Source organism: Acidovorax sp. CF316, from assembly GCF_000276605.1.
Taxonomy (GTDB): domain Bacteria; phylum Pseudomonadota; class Gammaproteobacteria; order Burkholderiales; family Burkholderiaceae_C; genus Acidovorax.
Map to the genome: position 1 here is coordinate 13,727 of NZ_AKJX01000169.1, position 18,629 is coordinate 32,355.

General features: G+C 68.7%; 13 protein-coding genes. 1 reads left to right on the forward strand and 12 read right to left on the reverse strand.

Annotated features, from left to right (window positions below; genetic code table 11):
- Window positions 1-5 precede the first annotated feature (5 nt).
- Entirely contained in the window at window positions 6-290 is a 285-nt protein-coding gene (locus PMI14_RS21900; RefSeq protein WP_007857578.1) for an agmatine deiminase family protein, read from the reverse strand.
- A gap of 79 nt (window positions 291-369) precedes the next feature.
- The gene (locus PMI14_RS21905; protein WP_007857579.1) at window positions 370-1,335 is read right to left on the reverse strand and encodes a LysR substrate-binding domain-containing protein; all 966 of its coding nucleotides are present in this window, start codon (window positions 1,333-1,335) and stop codon (window positions 370-372) included.
- A gap of 84 nt (window positions 1,336-1,419) precedes the next feature.
- Here PMI14_RS21905 and PMI14_RS21910 point away from each other — a divergent pair, with 84 nt between their 5' ends.
- Window positions 1,420-1,710, forward strand: coding sequence for a DUF2917 domain-containing protein (locus PMI14_RS21910; protein ID WP_007857580.1), 291 nt, complete (start codon window positions 1,420-1,422; stop codon window positions 1,708-1,710).
- A 15-nt stretch (window positions 1,711-1,725) separates the two neighbouring features.
- Here the strand turns inward: PMI14_RS21910 and glgA are convergent, their stop codons facing one another.
- The 10 genes from glgA to PMI14_RS35615 all read right to left on the reverse strand — a co-directional run.
- Window positions 1,726-3,222, reverse strand: a complete 1,497-nt coding sequence (gene glgA, locus PMI14_RS21915; protein ID WP_007857581.1) for a glycogen synthase GlgA — start codon at window positions 3,220-3,222, stop codon at window positions 1,726-1,728.
- Entirely contained in the window at window positions 3,219-8,201 is a 4,983-nt protein-coding gene (gene treY, locus PMI14_RS21920; RefSeq protein WP_007857582.1) for a malto-oligosyltrehalose synthase, read from the reverse strand. Before treY ends, glgA begins: the two co-directional genes overlap by 4 nt.
- Window positions 8,198-9,991 (reverse strand): malto-oligosyltrehalose trehalohydrolase, encoded by a 1,794-nt coding sequence (gene treZ / locus PMI14_RS21925; RefSeq protein ID WP_052024460.1) that lies wholly within the window; start codon window positions 9,989-9,991, stop codon window positions 8,198-8,200. Before treZ ends, treY begins: the two co-directional genes overlap by 4 nt.
- Window positions 9,988-12,180, reverse strand: coding sequence for a glycogen debranching protein GlgX (gene glgX, locus PMI14_RS21930; protein WP_007857584.1), 2,193 nt, complete (start codon window positions 12,178-12,180; stop codon window positions 9,988-9,990). Before glgX ends, treZ begins: the two co-directional genes overlap by 4 nt.
- Window positions 12,177-13,484: a glucose-1-phosphate adenylyltransferase gene (locus PMI14_RS21935; RefSeq protein ID WP_007857585.1), complete on the reverse strand. Its 1,308-nt coding sequence runs from the start codon at window positions 13,482-13,484 to the stop codon at window positions 12,177-12,179. Before PMI14_RS21935 ends, glgX begins: the two co-directional genes overlap by 4 nt.
- A 20-nt stretch (window positions 13,485-13,504) precedes the next feature.
- Window positions 13,505-15,385 carry a 1,4-alpha-glucan branching protein GlgB gene (glgB, locus tag PMI14_RS21940; RefSeq protein WP_052024461.1) on the reverse strand — a complete coding sequence of 627 codons (1,881 nt, stop codon included), beginning with the start codon at window positions 15,383-15,385 and terminating at the stop codon, window positions 13,505-13,507.
- 426 nt (window positions 15,386-15,811) lie between these two features.
- On the reverse strand, window positions 15,812-16,063 hold the full coding sequence (locus tag PMI14_RS21945; RefSeq protein ID WP_238541879.1) for a hypothetical protein: 252 nt from the start codon (window positions 16,061-16,063) through the stop codon (window positions 15,812-15,814).
- A 261-nt stretch (window positions 16,064-16,324) separates the two neighbouring features.
- Window positions 16,325-17,365, reverse strand: a complete 1,041-nt coding sequence (locus PMI14_RS21950) for an acyl-CoA dehydrogenase (protein ID WP_238541880.1) — start codon at window positions 17,363-17,365, stop codon at window positions 16,325-16,327.
- Window positions 17,366-17,513: 148 nt separating this feature from the next.
- The gene (locus tag PMI14_RS21955) at window positions 17,514-18,506 is read right to left on the reverse strand and encodes a tripartite tricarboxylate transporter substrate binding protein (RefSeq protein ID WP_007857589.1); all 993 of its coding nucleotides are present in this window, start codon (window positions 18,504-18,506) and stop codon (window positions 17,514-17,516) included.
- Window positions 18,507-18,547: 41 nt separating this feature from the next.
- Window positions 18,548-18,629 (reverse strand): hypothetical protein (locus tag PMI14_RS35615; RefSeq protein WP_007851756.1); only part of this gene is annotated, 82 nt, incomplete at its 5' end.

An 18,629-nucleotide genomic window follows, 5' to 3' on the forward strand; every position in this document is an offset into this window, starting at 1 on the left:
GCGGATCAGGCCGGTTGTTGTTGGGTGGTGCAGTGGATGCAGCCGCCACCTGCCGCAGTGGCGTCGATGTCCAGTTGCACCACCTCGCGCCGCGCAAACAGCCCACGCAACAGGGCCCGGGCGTTGGCGTCGGCCCTGGCATCGCCGAACTGCGGGGGGATGACGGCGCCATTGCACAGATAGAAGTTCGCATAGCCCACGGCGAACTCGTCGCTCTCGAAGGTGCTGCGCATGGTCCACGGTGCCCTGCCGATCAGAAATTTGAAGGAGGGCGATCGGGCGTTGGACATGGGAACGGCATGTGGCGAGTGTGAGGCAGTGGCGCTCTTTTACTTTAGCCCCAGGCCACACACGGCCTGGAACGGGTTGTCAGGGGATGGCCGGCTGCGGTGCCAGGGCGGCCTCGGCCTCGCTGCGCAGCCAGCGCACGAAATCCTGTGCATCCGGATTGGCCGTGCCGCGCGCGCTGGGCACCACGTAGTAACCGCGCTGCGACGCGGCGCAGCTTCCGAACGGCGTCACCAGGCGGCCGCTGGCGACGAGCTCCGCCAGCAGCGGCAGGCGCCCGATCACCACCCCCTGGCCCTGCATGGCCGCCGCCACCGCATCGGCATACTGGGTGAAGCGCACCGTGTTCTTCATGCGCACTTCGGACACGCCCATCAGCCGCGCCCAGGGCTCCCATTCCACCGTGAGCGGCATGCCGGGGTGCTGCTCCACGGCCAGCAGCGTGTGGCGCACCAGGTCGGCGGGCTGCAGCAAGGGGTTGGCGCTGTTCTCGGCCAGACGCGGCGAGCACATGGGCACCACCCATTCCTCGAACAGCGGCTGGCCGTGGCCGTCTTCGGTCGGGCAAAAGCGCACCGCCAGGTCCAGCTGGCTGCGGTCCAGGTCCAGGAGTTCCAGGGTGGCCGAGATGCGCACGTCCACGTCCGGGTGCCGTTCAGTGAAGCGCGCCAGCCGGGGGATGAGCCATAGCGATGCAAAACCCGGTGTGCAGGTCATAGCCACCTGGCGCAGGGCCGGCACGGCGCGCACCCGGGCGGTGGCGTCGCGCAGGCGCTCCAGGGCATCCACGGCGGCCCGGTGCATGACGGCGCCGGCCTCGGTCAGCACCAGGGCGCGGTGCCGCCGCTCGAACAGGGCCACGCCGAGCCAGGCTTCCATCTGCTGGATCTGGCGGCTGATGGCCGACTGGGTGAGAAAAAGCTCCTGCGCCGCCAGCGTGAAGCTCAGGTGCCGAGCCGAGGCCTCGAAGCTGCGCAACAGGTCCAGCGGCGGCAGTTCTTCGCGGCCGATCGCCGAAGAGGCGGTTTTCACATTCTGTATGGGCATGCGAAGGATTCCAAATGACCGTTTGAGCTCCAAGGGCTGGCTCACTATATTCATTCCATCAAAGAATGCATAGGAGCGTTTACCATGATGATCGAACTAGCCCACCGTGGCCTGCACCAGTTGCCTGATGCGGCCGGTCAGCGCATTCAGTGCCAGAGCGGCACCGTCTGGATCACGCTGGACCATGACACCCGCGACGTGGTGTTGGAGCAGGGGGAAAGCTTTTCCAGCCCCGAGCACAAGAGGGCGCTGGTGTACGCCCTGTCGCCAGCGCGCCTGCTCATCGAGCCGCCCGTGGGTGGCAAGCCGGTCGTGCGTGCGGCCACCTCCCTGCACAACGCGTTCCCAGCCGCCCGCGCACCAGTGGCCGCCTGAAGGCGGCCGCAAGGCTCAGCGCCTGCTGGCGATATCGACCACCTTGGCCTCGGCGGGTGGTGGCACCCACTGGCCCAGCAGCTGCAGATACAGTTGCTCGTAAGGCCGCGCGGCGGCGGCCCAACCAAAGGACTGCGCCATGCCCCGGCGCTGCAGGCCCCGCCATATCGCAGGCTGCGCCCAGGCCAGCAGCACGCGGTCCAGTGCACGGTCGAATTCGGCCTGCGTGGGTGCAGCCATCATGAAGCCGGTGCCTTCGTCCAGGCCAGGACCGGCATCGCTGACCGTGTCGGCCAGGCCCCCGGTGGCCGTGACCACCGGCGGCGTGCCATAGGCCTGGCTGTACATCTGGTTGAGCCCGCAGGGCTCGAAGCGCGAAGGCATGAGAAAGCAATCGGCCCCGGCTTCGATCTGGTGCGCCAGCGCTTCGTCGAAGCCCAGCGTGGCATGCACTTGGCCCGGGTGCGCTGCGGCGAGTGCGCGCAGCCCGGCCTCCAGCGGTTCCTCGCCCCGGCCCAGCACCACCAGCTGGGCCCCGCGCGCAAGCAGGGCAGGGGCCCCCGCCAGCACCAGGTCCACCCCCTTCTGGGAGGTGAGCCGCCCCACCAGGCCCAACAGCGGGCCGGGCGCCTCGGCCAGCCCGCAGCGCTTGCGCAGGGCGGCCTTGTTCAGGGCCTTGGCCTGCAGGTGATCGGCACCGTAGTGGGCGGCGATCAGGGGGTCGGTCGAAGGGTTCCATACCGCTGTGTCGATGCCGTTGAGCAGCCCGTGCAGCCGCCCGGCCTGGGCACGCAGCACCCCGTCGAGCCCGAAGCCCAGGGCCGGCTGCTGGATCTCACGCGCATAGGTCGGGCTCACCGTGGTGATGGCGTCGGCGAACTGCAGCGCCGCCTTGAGCATGGACAGCTGGCCCCAGAACTCCACACCGTCCATGCCCCGGTGCGCCGGCGCGATGTCCAGCACCTCGCAGGCCTCCATCGGGAACACGCCCTGGAATGCCAGGTTGTGGATGGTGATGAGGCTCTGCGCCACGCCTCGTTGCCCGGCGGCCCGCGCCTGGTGCAGGTACAGGGGCGCCAGCCCGCAGGGCCAGTCGTTGGCATGCACGATGTCGGCGCGCCAGTCGCAGGGGCTGTGCTCCGTGCCGATCAATGCCGCCACGCGGCTGAGCAGCCCAAAGCGCAGGGCCTGCTCGTGCAGGGGTGTGCGGGCCGGGTCTCCATAGGGCGTGCCCGCACTGGCATACAGGGACGGGCACGACAGCAGCAGGAAGGGCATGCCGTCGGGCGCCATCACCTGCAGCAGTTGGGCGGCCGGCCAGGGGCCGTAGGCGGGCACGGGCACGATGGCATCCAGGCTGCCGTCGATGGCCATGCCGCCGTAGGCCGGCATGAGGATGACCACCTCGTGCCCCAGTTCCTTGAGGGCCCGGGGCAGGGCGGCACTGACATCCCCGAGCCCGCCGGTCTTGACCAGGGGAGCGCATTCGGGCGTGGCAAACAGGATCTTCATAGAGGGGTATCTTGCACCACCAAAATGGCGAAAGGCAGGCTGGCGCCGCCGGGGCCGGCATCGCCCAGCACATCGTTCAGGGAATGTTCGGCTGCATTGGCCAGCGTCCGGCCGGTCATCCAGTCGAGCCAGCGGCCCGGGCGCGCCAGGGCAGGGTGGGCCGAGGCCAGGGCCACATGGGTGTCGCCCCACCCACTCTCGCCCAAGCCCACGGGCAGGCGCGCGCAGACGACCACGATCGCCTGGTCGCCGGCGATGCGGGCAAAGGCCAGCGCATGGGCTTGCGCCGTGCCCTCCACGGTCAGCGGCAGGTACAGCCCATCACGGAACAGTGCAGGCATCTGCCGGCGCAGCTGCAGCAGGCGCCAGGTGACCAGCTGCTTGGCACCGGGGGGCATGGCCGGGCCATCGCCCAGCAGCGCACGCCAGTCGGCGGCGCGGGGGAACTGCCCCTCACCCTGGTACAGCGCCCGCAGTGGCTGCAGCGAGGCGGCCAGCTCCGCCAGGTCCACCGGGCGGCGGTTGTCCGGGTCGACCAGCGCAAAGTTCCAGACCTCGCAGCCCTGGTAGATGTCCGGCACACCCGGCGTGGTGAGCTTGAGCGCGAGCTGGCCCAGACTGTTGCGAAAGCCATGCGGCGCGATGCGCTGCACGAAGTCCTCGAGCACGGCGACGAAGCGTTCCGTGGACAAAGCCTTGTCGATGTAGTCGCGCACGGCGGCCTCGTAGGCCTCGTTCGGGAACAGCCAGTTGCTCACCAGCTTGGCCTCGCGCATGGCCTTTTCCTTGTAGCGCTGGATGCGCTGCACCAGGTCCTGGCGCTCCCGGGCATCTGTGGCCTGCGCCGGCCAGATGCCCACCATGGCCTGGTACAGGCCCCACAGGTCGTGCGGCAGCGGCGACACCTGGCCGTCCACCTCCACCTCGAAGCGCTGGCCTGCGGCCTGCAGGGCCTGCACTGTGTCCTGCCAGGCCACGGGGATTTCAGACAGCACGTTGAGGCGCGCGCGCACGTCTTCCGAGCGCTTGCTGTCGTGCGTGGAGGTGGCCAGCAGCTCGTGCGGCAGGTGGCGCGCGCGCTGCAGGTTGCCCTGGTGAAAAGCCGCGACCGAGACGCCGAAGCGCCGCGGCTCCGCCCCCACGTCGTTGAGCGAGACCAGCCGCACATAGCGGTAGAACAATGTGTCCTCCACCGACTTGGCCATCACCGGCGCCGTGAACTGCTGCCAGCGCCGGATGAAGCGTGCGCGCAGCCCGGGCTCGGCCCCCGGCTCGCCCTGCAGCACCGCCTGCAGGTAGGCCAGCACCCCGCCTTCGGCCGTGCCCAGGCGCCGGCGCGCGGCGCTGATGGCCCAGGCGATGTGCTGCCGGTCCGCCTCGCTGGGCGGGGCGCCGCCGGGCACCACGTAGGTGCGGTACACGGGAAACTGGGCCGCCACCTCGACCAGGGCCACGCGCAACTGGTTGCGCGTGAAGTCGCACACCGCGCGGTCGGCCCGCGTGATCTTGCTCAACGTGGCCACCAGCCAGGCCATGTCGCTGAACAGCGCCGTCTCGATGATCAGGCGTTTGCACTCGTAGGTGGCTTCCTCGAAGGGCTGGGTGTCCCCGGTGAATTCGCCGTAGATGGCATCGAAGCGCTCCTGCGCGTCCGCCGCGATGAACAGGCCGTTGACCAGGGTGCTGAAGCGGTAGCCCGTGCCGCCATGCACCTGCCAGTCGGCGGGCAGTGGCTCGTGGTCGGCCATGATCTTCTCGACTACCAGGTACAGCGCCTGCGCCGGCTGGCCCCGCGCCTGGCGCTGCGCGGCGTGGCGCTGCTGCAGGCGTTCGAAGTACCGGGCCGGGTCGGCCAAGCCATCGGGGTGGTCGATGCGCAGGCCCGTGACCTTGCCCTCGGCCAGCCAGCGCAGGGGCAGGGCGTGCACAGCCTCGAAGACCTCGGGCTCCTCCATGCGGATGGCCGCCAGCGCATTGATGTCGAAGAAGCGCCGGTAGTTGATGTCGTCGCCGGCCACGCGCCAGTCGGCCAGCCGGTAGGCCTGGGCCTGCAGCACCGTGTCGAGCAGGTCGAAGCTCGCCGCGTCCCCCTGGTGCCCGTTGGCACGGGCCAGGCAGGCCTGCACCCAGTCGGGCACCCAGGGGTGGGCCTGCGCCAGGTCGGCCAGCCGGCGCTGGTACAGGGGGGCATCGCGCAGGCGCGCGGCGCGCTGCTGCGGATCGTCGCTGCCCTGGGGCGGCAACTGGCCCAGGGCGTCCACGAGCGAAGCCATTTCGGCAAGTTCCCCCGCCGGTGCGGCCGCCGGCATGGCCACGGCCCCCAGCACCTGGGCGTAGCTGCGCGGATCGAGCGGAAACGCATGGTCCCAATAGCCCACCTGCAATCGGCCCTGCGCGGCATCGAAGCGCAGTTGCAGCTCACCCGCCTCCAGCAGCTTGCCGTAGTGGTCGCCCAGCACGGGCAACAGCACGCGCCGACCGGTCTGCGGGTTGGGGGGCTGCCATTCGATGTCGAACGTGGCGGCGTGCGGCGAGGCCTCTCCGTGTTCGAGCATGTCCTGCCACCAGCGGTTGGCCGGGTCTTCCACGCCCATGTGGTTGGGCACGATGTCCAGCATGTGGCCCATGCCGCGCTCGGCCAGCGCCTGGCACAGCGCGGCATGCTCGGCTTCGGTGCCAATCTCGGGGTTGAGCAGCGTCGGGTCCACCACGTCGTAGCCATGCATGCTGCCTGCGGCCGCCTTGAGGTAGGGCGAGGTGTAGAGGTGGCTCACACCCAGTTCGTGCAGGTAGGGCACGACCGCAGTGGCCTGCGCGAAGGTGAAGCCCTGGTTGAGCTGCATCCGGTAGGTGGCGCGTGGCACGTCGGCCGACGACAGCGGCGGCAGCTCGGCGTAGCGTGCGGCCAGGGCCGGGCGGCGCGCGCCCCCCACGGCCTGGCTGATGGCCTCGAAGTACGCGTCGCTGCCCAGCAGCTCCAGCGGCACCGCCATGCGCTGGCGCCAGTTGGGGTAGCGGTCTTCGGTGGTGCCCGGCACATTGAGCTGCTCGCGCTGCCCGGCCAGGTCTTCGAGCTGCACGCCCAGCAACTGGCAGGGGGTGCGCGCCAGGAAGGCATGCACGGCTGCCGCCAGCGCGGGTGTCATCTCGGGTGCGCTCTGGGCATCGAGCGTCACGCCCGGTGGCAACAGTCCCTGGGCATCGAGTGCGGCCAGCAGGTGGGTGCGGTCCTGCGCGCGTGCCAGCTGGGCCCGTACCTGCGCATCGCTGTCGCCCAGCCAGCCGAGCGACTGCTGGATGGCGATGTCGTCCCCGCCCCAGAAGCCCTTGAGCGTGGGCAGGTCGTGCGTGCTGACCACGGCCAGTGCCTGCGGCTGCCAGTCGGCCGGCGGGCGGAAGGCACCGCCCTCCAGGCGCTCGAAGATCAGCGGGCGGTACGACAGCAGCGCATGCTCTGCCATGGCCTCGCGCATGCGCGGCGCCACGTTGCCCAGGTCTTCGCCGATCACCATGCACTGGTGGCGGTGGCTCTCGATGGCCATCACCGCGACCAGGGCCTCCAGCGGGTAGCGCACATAGGTGCCGCCGGCGGGACTGTTCCAGTACAAGCGCATGAGCGCCATGGCGTGGTCCATGCGCAGCGCGCCCGCATGGCGCATCACGCTGGCGAGCAGTTGCCTGAAGGGCACGAAGCGCGCGGCGGTGAGCGCCACCGGGTTGACGGGCGGCAGGCCCCAGTCCTGCCCCTGGGTGCTCAGCGGGTCGGGTGGGGCGCCGACGTTCATGCCGCGGGCATACAGGCCCGGCAACATCCAGGTCTCGGAGCCGCCATCGCTGGCGCCCACGGCCAGGTCGCAGTACAGGCCCAGGGCCATGCAGGCGCGCGCCTGCCCGAAGGCGCCGGCCAGCTGCACATGGGCCAGCCACTGCAGCCAGTAGCGGTAGGCCACGGCGTCGGCATGCTCGCGGGCGAAGGCCTGGGCCGCGGCGCCCTGCGGGTCTTGCAGCTCCGGCGGCCAGGCGGGCCAGCCCCATATAGATGAATCGCTGCTGCCCAGGGCCAGCTGGATGGCTTCATAGCGTGCGTGCAGGCCCAGGGTGGCCTGGTGCTCGGCCATGAAGGCGTCGAAGGCCCGGCCTCGGTCGGTGCCAGCGCGCCAATGCAGCGCGGCGAAGTCCTGCCAGAGCAGGGCCAGCACCGGCTCCTTGAGCGCGGCCACCTCGCCATAGCGCACGGTGGAGCTGGCCCGCACCCCGTGCAGGCGCTGCTGAAAGCTGTTGCCCGCCACCAGGGCCTGCGCCGCTGCGCAGTGCGCATACTCTGGCACGGCCGTGGCGTCGATGTGCATCACGTTCAGTGCCAGCCGGCTGCTGGGGCTGTAGGGGCTGGCCTGCTCGGGGTGTTCGGTGCGCAGCGCGTGCAGCGGGCTCACGCCCACGAAGGCCGCGCCCCGCGCCGCTGCAAGCTGCACCAGGACGCACAGGTCGGTGAAGTCGCCGATGCCCCAGTTGCGTTCGGAACGCAGCGCGTACATCTGCGCCGTGATGCCCCACCAGCGCTCTCCGGCCTGCAGGCCCTCGGGCAGCCAACAGCGCCGCGGCGCGACGATGAGCAGGCGCTCGGCAACGGGCGTGTGCAGCAGGTAGTAGCCGCTGGCCAGGCTGGCCGGCAGCTCGGCGATGGCGCCATGCCCTTCCAGCAGCGGGGCGGCGCCGGCATCCTCGGGCACCAGGCGCCAGGCACCGTCGCTGCCCAGCGGCACCTGCGCCGCCTGGCCGTGCTCCACGACGATGGGTTGCGGCGCGCCACCATCGGCATGCTCGCCCATGGCGGCCAGGGCCCGGGCCAGCACTTCGGGGGTCACGGTGAGGCGCTCGCCCCAGAAGCTGGCGTATTCGGTGGCGATGCCGGCGCGTTCGGCGCGTCGATGCAACTCGTCCGCACCGAGCAGGTCCGGGGCAGGGGTTCCCTGGCTCATGGCGCACCCTCGCTGCAGGTCCAGCGCGCCGACCAGGGGGCCCACAGCCGCCCGTCGCCCGCCCAGCGGTGGCTGAAAACTTCCACAGCGGCGGCCGAAGGCGTGGCCTCCACCGCGTCCGGTCCCAGGTTCATCTCCATCCCCAGCGTCGTTCCGTCCTGGTAGTGCCAGGCCACCCGCAAACCGCTTTCGCCGACGAATTCCGCCACATGCCCGTGGGCGGCCAGTTGCTGCGCCAGGGGCTGCAGCCAGGTGCGACGCGCTGCGAGCGCACGCTGCAGCAAGGCCTTGCGTGCCTGGCCGGTGGCGCTGGCCGATTCGTCCCACCGCAGTTGGCTGGCCTGCAGGGTGGCCACGTCGCAGGGGTCGGGCAGCACGGCATTACCAGTCACCGCGTGGCCGAACTCGCGCGCCCGTCCTTCGCGCACGGCATCGCGCAAGGGGCCGTCCCAGTTGGCAAAGTACAGGAAAGGCGTGGATGCGGCAAATTCATCGCCCATGAACACCATGGGTGTCGCCGGGGTCAGCACGGCCAGCAGCAGTGCCAGTTCCGCGCCCTCTGCGGGCGCCAGTTGCCCCAGCCGCTCGCCAAACGCACGGTTGCCGATCTGGTCGTGGTTGCCGATGAAGTTCACCATGCACGACAGCGGCACAGGGTCGCCCCCCGCCACACTCGCGCCTTCCGGAAAGGCAAACCCGTGGGTCAGCACCCGCGCCAGCAATGCCAGCGGGTGGCGGGCGAACTTGGCGTAGTAGCCCTGGGATTCGTCCGTCAGCGCCACGTGCACCGCGTGGTGAAAATCGTCGTTCCACTGCGCGTCGTACAGCCCGGGCTCGGGCGAGGAAGACAGGCGCGCGGGCTGGTTCTTTTCGTTTTCGAGCACCAGATGGACCTGGCGCTTCTGCGCGGTGGCCAGCCCGCGCACGCGCGCGCTGAGCTCCTGCAGGATGTCGGGCCGGCTGTCGTCGGCGATGGCGTGCACCGCGTCCAGGCGCAGGCCGTCCATGCCGAACTCCTCGATCCAGTAGAGCGCGTTGTGCACGAAGAAGTCGCGCACCACGGCGCTGCCCTCCTGGTCGAAGTTGATGGCCGCGCCCCAGGGGCTGGCATGGCTGCTGGAAAAGAACTGGGGGGCGTAGGCGTGCAGGTAATTGCCATCGGGCCCGAAATGGTTGTACACCACATCGAGGAACACGCACAGGCCCAGGGCGTGGGCCTCATCGACCAGGCGCTTGAGGTCGTCCGGGCTGCCATAGGACGCATTCGGAGCGAAGGGCAGCACGCCGTCATAGCCCCAGCCCCATTGCCCGCCATAGCTGGCCAACGGCATCAGCTCGATGGCCGTGAAACCCAAGGCCGCCAGCTCGGGCAGCCGGCGCAGGGCACCGTCATAGGTGCCGGCAGGCGTGAAGCTGCCCACATGCAGTTCGTAGAAGACCAATTCGTTCCAGGGCCGTCCCGCCCATTCCGTCTTCCAAGCGTAGGAGGCGGGCTCGACGAGCACGCTGGGCTCGTGCGGGCCCCAGGGGTTGCTGCGTGACGCCGGGTCGGGCACCGGGAGCTTGCCGTCGATGAGCCAGCGGTACGGGGTGCCGGCCCCGGCATCGCCCGCATTCGCCTGCCACCAGCCGCCATCCGCCCGGGTGGCGGCGATGGTGCGGGCAGCGGCGTTGGGGGAAGGGCGGTACCACAGCGCGGCCTCCTGCGCCGCAGGGGCCCACAGCGAGAAGCGGGCACCGTCACCCGCCAGCAGCCGGGCGCCGAAGGGCATGGTGTGCGTGCGCCTCATGCGGTGGCAGGGGGGCTGGGTGTGAACGGGGCCGTCAGTAGCGCCATCGAACGCGCGATCAGGGTGTGCTGTCCACCGGCCGCCACCGTGGGGGCGCCGGCTTCTTCGCCTACGGCCACCACGCGGGTATCGCGGGTGTCCAGGCGCAGCGTCCAGTTGCGGCCCGGGGTTTCCGCCGGCAGGGTGAAGATGGCATCGGCATCGCTGGCGTTGAACAGCAGCATCACCGACAGTTCCTCCTCGGCCACGCTCTCCATGACCGCACCCACGCAGCGCACGGCGGGGTCGTTCCATTCCTCGGGCGTCATGTCCATGCCCCATACGCTGTGCCAGGCCACTGTGACGAGCTGCGGCAGGCCCGCCTCGTCCACCGGCCAGGTGTGGGGCCGCACCACGGGCAACGCCCGGCGCAAGGCCACGAGCGCCTGCGTGAAGGCCTGCAGTTCGCCATGCCGACCCGCGCGCTCCCAGTCGTACCACGACAGCGCGCTGTCCTGGCAGTAGCCATTGTTGTTGCCCTGCTGGGTGCGGCCGAGCTCGTCGCCGCCGAGCAGCAGCGGTGTGCCGTGGGACACGAACAGGGTGGCCAGGAAGTTGCGGACCTGCCGCTCGCGCAGGGCAAGCACCTCGGTGTCCTCGGTATCGCCTTCGGCCCCGCAGTTCCAGCTGCGGTTGTGCGATTCGCCGTCCTGCCCGCCTTCGCCGTTGGCTTCGTTGTGCTTCTCGTTGTAGCTCACCAGGTCGGCCAGGGTGAAGCCATCGTGCACGGTGACCATGTTCACGCTGGCAGTGGGTCGGCGCCGGCGTGGCTGGTACATGTCGGCCGAGCCGCACAGGCAGGCCGCAAAGGCCGGCAGGCTGCCGTCCGCGTTGATCCAGTAGTCGCGCACCGCATCGCGATAGCGGCCATTCCACTCCATCCAGCCGACGGGGAAGCCGCCCAACTGGTAGCCGTAGGGCCCGAGGTCCCAGGGCTCGGCGATCAGCTTTGTGCGCGAGAGCACCGGGTCCTGCGCCAGCGCGGCGAAGAACGGCGCACGCAGGGTGTAGGCACCGGCGGCATCGCGTCCCAGCGCCGAGGCCAGGTCGAAGCGAAAGCCGTCCACGTGCATCTCCTGCACCCAGTAGCGCAGGCTGTCCATCACCAGCTGCAGGGCCGGCGCGCTGCTCGTGTCCACGGTGTTGCCGGTGCCGGTGTAGTCCATGCACATGCGCCGGTCTTCGGTCAGCCGATAGTAGGCGGCATGGTCGATGCCCTTGAGGCTGAGTGTGGGCCCCAGGTGGTTACCCTCGCCGGTGTGGTTGTAGACCACGTCCAGGATCACCTCCAGGCCCGCTGCGTGCAGCGCCTTGACCATGGCCTTGAATTCGTCAACCCCACCGTCGGCACCGGCGCGCGCCGCATAGCGCGGTTCAGGCGCGAAGAAGGCCACGGTGTTGTAGCCCCAGTAGTTGGCCAGCTGCATTTCCACCAGCCGGTGGTCGTCGATGAAGGCCTGCACGGGCAGCAGCTCGATGCTGGTCACGCCCAGTTGCTTGAAGTGGGCGATGGCCGCCGGGGATGCCAGGCCGGCATAGGTGCCGCGCAGGTTGTCCGGCACGCCCGGGTGGGTCTGCGTGAAACCCTTGGCGTGCACCTCGTAGAACACCGTGTCGCGCGCCGGCACGCGCGGCGGCCGGTCGTCGCCCCAGTCGAAGCGCGAGCGCACCACCCGGCACTTGGGCGCCGTGCGGCCATTGTCCCGGGCACTGCGCACCAAGTCTTCATCGGGTTGCGCGAGTTCGTAGCCGAACTGGTCCGCAGCGCCGCGCACCGGTCGGTCCAGCGCCCGGGCAAACGGGTCCATGAGCAGCTTGGCCGGATTGCAGCGCTGGCCGGCCTCGGGCTGGTAGGGGCCGTCCACGCGCAGCCCGTATTTCTGGCCCGCCTTCAGCCCCGCCACATGGCCATGCCATACGTCGTCCGTCAGGCAGGGCAGGGCGATGCGCTCCATTTCGCGGTCGTGCTCGGAAAACAGGCAAATTTCCACGCGTGTCGCCACCGAGGAATACACCGCGAAGTTCACGCCCAGTTTATCGACTGTTGCACCCAGAGGCCAGGGGCGTCCGGGTTCGACCTGCCTCACGGGGCGCAACCGCTTGAAGGTGGAGGCGGGCAGGGGGCCTGCGGCATGCACTTCGGGCTTCATGCAGCGGCTTTGAAGTCGCTGCCCAGAGCGGCTGGCACGGGCTGGCGCACCCGGTCCACCTTGAGCGTATTGCTCACGAGGGCGCTGCGCGCCGGAAAGAACTGCCGCGGCACCACCACGATGCCACTCTCCGTCACGTGGAAGCGGCGGCGGTCCTCGGCCTCGTCGAAGCCGATGCGCTCGCCCGGGGGGATATCGTTGTCCTGGTCGATGATGGCCCGGCGCACCTGAGCGCCCTGGCCGATGCGCGAACGCTCCATCACGATGCAATGCTCCAGCCGCGCATCGCGCTCCACCAGCACCGAGCGGCGCAGCATGGCGTGGTCCAGCGAAGCACCGTCGACGATGCTGCCAGAGCCCACCACCGAGCGGTGGATCACACCGTTCTCGATCTGGGCCGATTCGGCCTGGTCGGGGCTGGCGTAGATGGGCCATTCGCGATTGGTCATGCGAAAGCGCGGCGTGGCACCCAGGGTGTCGAAATGCGCGTCGAAGTAGGCATCGATGGTTCCTACGTCACGCCAGTAGGCATGTTCCTCGTAGGGCGCGGTGCCGGGGATCTCGTTGGCCGTGAAATCGTAGGCCATCAGCCGGTGCGATTGCAGCATGGTAGGCAGGATATCGCGTCCGAAGTCGCTGTGGCCGGTGGCATGGGCCTTTTTCAGCGCATCGAGCAGCACGTCGGCATTGAACAGGTAGTTGCCCATGGAGGCCAGGGCATGGGTGCTGCTGCCGGGCATGGGACGGGGAACCGTCTTGGGCTTTTCCACGAAATTGGAGATGCGGTGGTGCGTGTCCACCTCGACGATGCCGAACTGGTTGCACTGCGACAGCGGCACGGGCAGCGTGGCCACGCTCACATGGGCCTGGCTGGCACGGTGGAAGTCGACCATCTGGCGCACGTCCATGCGGTAGATGTGGTCGGCACCGAACACGGCCACGATGTCGGGCTGGAAGGTCTCGATCAGGTGGATGTTCTGGTACACCGAATCGGCCGTGCCCTGGAACCACTCGGGGCCGTTGTTCATCTGGGGAGGCACCACTGTCACGAAGTGCTGGGGGATGAAGCGCGTCATGGTCCAGGAGCTTCGGATGTGCTCGATCAGCGACTGCGACTTGTACTGGACCAGCAGGTAGATCGAATAGATCTCCGAGTTGACCAGGTTGGACAGCACGAAGTCCACGATGCGGTGCTTGCCGTTGAAAGGCACTGCCGGCTTGCAGCGCTCGGCCGTCAGGGGGTGCAGGCGGGAGCCTTCGCCCCCGGCCATCACGATCGCCAACACATTTCGGGTACGCGACATAGCATTAGCTCCAGTGAAGATCAGGCCCTTGTGGGGCGGTTGGAAAGAAGAACGGTCGAAAGAGGGGGCACGGTCAGGTGCAGGTGGGCCGGCTGGGCTTCGAGCGGGGTGGCGGTCGCATCCACCCCGCCGAAGTTGCCCATGCCGCTGCCGCCATAGGGTTCGGCATCGCTGTTCAGCAATTCGTACCAGTGGCCGGCCACCGGAACGCCCACGCGCATTGCAGCCACCGGGTGCGGCGTGAGGTTGTGCACGGCCAGCACGATGTCATCGCCTGCGCGGCGGGTGAAGGCAAGCACGGTGGTCTGGTGCGGTGCCATGGGCGCCCAGGCAAAGCCTTCGGCATCGAAGTCATGCGCGTGCAGGGCAGAGCGTTCGCGGTAGATGCTGTTCAGGTCGGCCACCCAGCGCGCCATGCCGCTGTGGCGGGCCTTGGCCCACAGGTGCCAGTCCAGCGTGCGCTCGTGGTGCCATTCGTCGATCTGGCCGAATTCGCCGCCCATGAACAGGAGCTTCTTGCCCGGGTGCGACCACATCATTCCGTACAGGGTGCGCAGGCCGGCAAAGCGCTGCCACGGGTCTCCTGGCTGGCGCGACAGCAGGCTGCGCTTGCCGTACACCACCTCGTCGTGCGAGAGCGCCAGCACGAAGTTCTCGTCGAAGGCATAGACCATCGAGAAGCGGATGTCGCCCTCGTGCCAGTGGCGATGCGCATGGTCACGCCGCATGTAGCGCAGCGTGTCGTTCATCCAGCCCATGTTCCACTTCATGCCGAAACCCAGGCCATTGGCATCCACGGGGCGCGACACCCCTGCCCAGGCGGTGGACTCCTCGGCGATCACATGCACGTCCGGGAACTCGGCGTAGACCGCGCAGTTGAGGTCCTGCAGGAACCGCACGGCCTCCCAGTTCTGGTGCCCGCCGTCGGGGTTGGGCACCCATTCACCGGGCTTGCGTGCGAAGTCCAGGTAGAGCATGGACGACACCGCATCCACACGGATGCCGTCGAAGTGGTACTTGCCGAGCCAGAACAGGGCGTTGCTGATGAGGAAGTCGCGTACCTCGTAGCGGCCGTAATTGAAGATCAGGCTGTTCCACTCCGGGTGGAACCCCTTGCGCAGGTCTTCATGTTCATAGAGCGCCGTACCGTCGAAGCGTGCCAGGCCATGCGCATCCGACGGGAAATGCGAGACCACCCAGTCGAGAAACACGCCGATGCCGTGCTGGTGCAGGATGTCCACCAGCACCATCAGGTCCTGCGGGTTGCCGTAGCGGGCCGTGGGCGCAAAGTAGCCGGTGGTCTGGTAGCCCCACGAACCATAGAACGGGTGTTCCGTGATCGGCATGAGCTCCACATGGGTGAAACCCAGAGCCGTGCAGTGCGCGGCCAGGCGCTGTGCGATGTCGCGGTAGTTGAGAAAACGGCCGTCCTCCTGGCGCTGCCAGGAACCGAGGTGCACCTCGTAGATGGACATGGGTGCGGCCAGCGCCTGGCGCTCGCCGCGCGCCGCCATCCAGGCGCGGTCGTTCCATTCGTAGTCGAGCTTCCAGATCTGCGAGGCCGTGCCTGGTGGATGTTCCTGCCGGGTGGCGTAGGGGTCGGCCTTTTCTGTCCAGTGGCCGTGCGCATCCTCGATGCGGTACTTGTACAGATCCCCATGGCCGGCGCCTTCCACGCGCGTGCTCCAGCGGCCCGAACCGTCCTGCGCGCGCTGCATGGCCAGGGGCGCCCAGTTGCTGAAGCTGCCGATCACCTCGACCTGCCGAGCGTTCGGCGCCCACACGGTGAACCGGGTGCCTGCCAAATCGGTATGGGCGCCCAGCACTTCATGCTGCCGGAAATGGGATGAGGCCGCAGCAGCCTGGGCTTCAAGGGACGTGGAGTGCGCTGCGGCGTTCATGGTGAGGGGGTGGTTGGCCTCCATGTTCTGCTGCAGTGCAATATGCCAACGCAAGACCGCTGCGCGTGCTCAGGTAGGCGTTTGCCTACGCGGTTTTTGGGGGCACGGCGTAGCCAAAGGTAAGGATTCCACCGACCCTCCAGGCGCCTGTTGGCCGGCAGGTGCCAGGGCAAAACCAGCGGTTGCGGCCAGGGACCGCACCCCTCCAGGACCGCATTTCTTACGTCCGTGCAACGCATGTGTCCGGGTAGACACTTCCTGCTGAGCAAGCGCCTGCATTACGCAGCGCAAGCAAATCTTCTGCCCAGGAGTTGCAGGGGCATGCCATCAGGCAAAAAAATGAATATGCAGGGAAGAGAAGAGCCTGCGCAGATCTTGTGCGCCAACCAGCCAGGCAGCCCGGGCCGTTGACGGCGGGCGGGCGTCTCAGGAGAGTGCGGCCCAGGCCGACGACACCTCGGGGCTGCGCCGTCTTATCACCTGCTTGGCGGTTTCAGCCAGCAACGATGCACGGCCCAGGCCAGTGACGGCGATCACGCGGGCGGGGCTGCCGCGCCCCGGCGCGAACTGGACTTCCACCATGCCGGCAGCCTCCAGCACCCTCAGCATGTCCACATCCGCTTCATCGTCCACCTCGAACGGAAGCATCTCGACAGCGATCACTTTCAGGTACTCCATCGGCATAAGACCCCCGGCGTATTTGGTGACAGCGCATTCTGAACCGCAGCCCGCGAGGGGAGGGCAACCATTCGCAACAGCCCTGGGACAGAAGGGGTTTCGATGCGGTGCAGCAAAAAAAAGAAAGCCCGCATGGAGCGGGCTTTCTTCTTGCATCGGTGATGCAAGTGGGGGATGTCGACTGCGGTATCGACAAGCCCATGGTAAGCGGGGTCGGGACCTGGGTTTGTAGGACGACGGCGCGAGAGGAACGCCCCCTGGTCACAGCGCCCAGCGGGGTGGCGTCTCCTGGGCAAGCAGCGCTCCGGCCAGGGCTGCCTCGTCGCGGTCGACCTGGCTCTGGCGCATGAAAGCCGGCAGGTCCGCAGCCAGGCGTGCAAAAAATGCGCTCCGGTTGAAGGCCGTGCCTTCCAGCGCGCGCCCGGTTTCCTCGAGCACGCGCCGGGCGCCGCTTTCCACCGCCCGGCGCGTGCGCAAGGCCACCACCATGGCGGTGTCGCCGGGGTGGGCATCGATCCAGGCCGCGCTGTCGCGCAGTACGGCGGCAGTGCTGCTCAGGAGCGCGTCCACCCGGCCCAGGGCGGTAGCGCGCGTGGCATGGATGGGATGGGAGGGCGGACACTGCTGCACTGCCGCATAGAGCACCTGGGCCACGGCACGGATACCTCCGTGCCAGCAGGCTGCGATGCCCGCACTGCCATGCCAGTAGCCGCCGCGCCGCAGGAAGTCGCCCGGGGAGCCGAGCAGTGTTGCAGGGGTGTTGTGGAAGCTCACATCCGCACTGCCGCAGTCGGTCATGTCCACCGCATGCCAGTCGTTGGTGTGGATGCCCACGCTGGGATGGTCCAGCTCCACCGCCATGAGCTGTGGTTGCTGCCCTGGAAGCCAGGCGGTCAGCAGGGCATGGGTGGCGCCCAGGGCTCCGGCACACGAGGCCTTGGAGCCCGACAGCACGATGCCCGCTGCGCCCCGGTCGATGGCCTCGAGCCGGCGGCCGGGCGACTCGGCCGCCCACATGGCCCAGACCGCGCCACGGATGCGCTCTTCGCAACCCAGCTCGCGCAGGATGGCCAGCGCATCGGTATGGCTTTCGTACAGCCGGGCCAGCGACAGGTCGTGGCCGGCCACCAGGCTCAGCGCCTGCCAGCGCTCCAGCGTACGGCCCGTGCCGGGTGGGGGCAGGTCGGCCAGGCCGTTGTCCACCAGGTGGCGCAGTTGCCGGATGACCGGTGCAGAGCCCATCGAGGCCAGCGCACCAGGCAGTGCCTGGGCGGTGCTGAACAGGTTTTGCGAGTCGGTCATCATGGCGGCACCTCTTGGCCAAAGCGGGCCTGGCTGCGGGCAGCCACAGCGGCAGGGATGACGAATCGTACGGAGCAGTCGATTGCGGTCCTGTAGGAGGATGCAGATACGGCGCATAGGCGCCGGGAGCAATCGTTATGCGATTGAATCAGTCCACGACCACCCCGGCCTCGCGGATGACCTTGGCCCATTTCGCGGTCTCGCTGGCAATGAAGGCATCGCACTCCTGCGGGGTGGAGCCCTCGGCGAACGTGCCCATGTTCTGCTCCAGGCGGCGCGACACCTCGGCGCTGCGGATGATGCGCGCGACCTCGGTGGACATGCGCTGCACGATCTCGCGCGGCACGCCGGCCGGCGCCAGCATGGCGGCCCAGGTGCTGCCGACGATGCCGGGGTAGCCCTGCTCGGCAAAGGTCGGGACGTCCGGCAGCGCCGGCACGCGCTTGTCGCTGGCCACGCCGATCAGGCGGATCTTGCCGGCCTTGGCGGGCTGGATCAGATTGGGCGGCGGGTCCAGGAACAGCGGGATCTGCCCGCCCATGAGGTCGGCCAGCGCGGGGGACGCCCCCTTGTAGGGCACGTGCACCATGTCCACCTTGGTGACCAGGCGCATGAGTTCGGAGGTCAGGTGCGCGGCCGAGCCGGAGCCCGACGAAGCGTAGCTCAGCTTGCCCGGGTTGGCACGCCCGTAGGCCACGAGCTCCGCCGTAGTCTTGTACGGGGCGTTCGTGGCGACCGCGGCCACCAGCGGCGAAACCCCCATCAGGGACACGCCCACCAGGTCCTTCTTCGGGTCGTAGGGCAGCTTGGGGTAGAGCGTGGTGTTGGCCGCATAGGCGGCAATCACCACGGCAAAGGTATGCCCGTCGGGCGCGGCCTTGGCCACTGCATCCACGCCAATGATGCTGTTGGCACCCGGCTTGTTGTCGATCACGACCGGTTGCCCCAGCGCCTGTTGCAGCCCGACCTGCAGCAGGCGCGCCATCTGGTCGGTGAAGCCACCCGCGGTGTAGGGCACGACGATGCGTATGGGCTTGCTGGGCCAGGAGGCGTTGGCCCAGGCGGGAGCCGCCGTGGCGGCTGCGGCAGCGGAGGCGGCCACCAGCAGGCGGCGGCGGTTGAAGGGTTTGTTGTTGTGCATGCTTGTCTCCATGGTTTGAAATGCCATTGGCCCCCGGCCGATCACAGCGCCCGGACCAACTCCGGCACGGCCGTGAACAGATCCGCCTCCAGCCCATAGTCGGCCACACTGAAGATCGGTGCC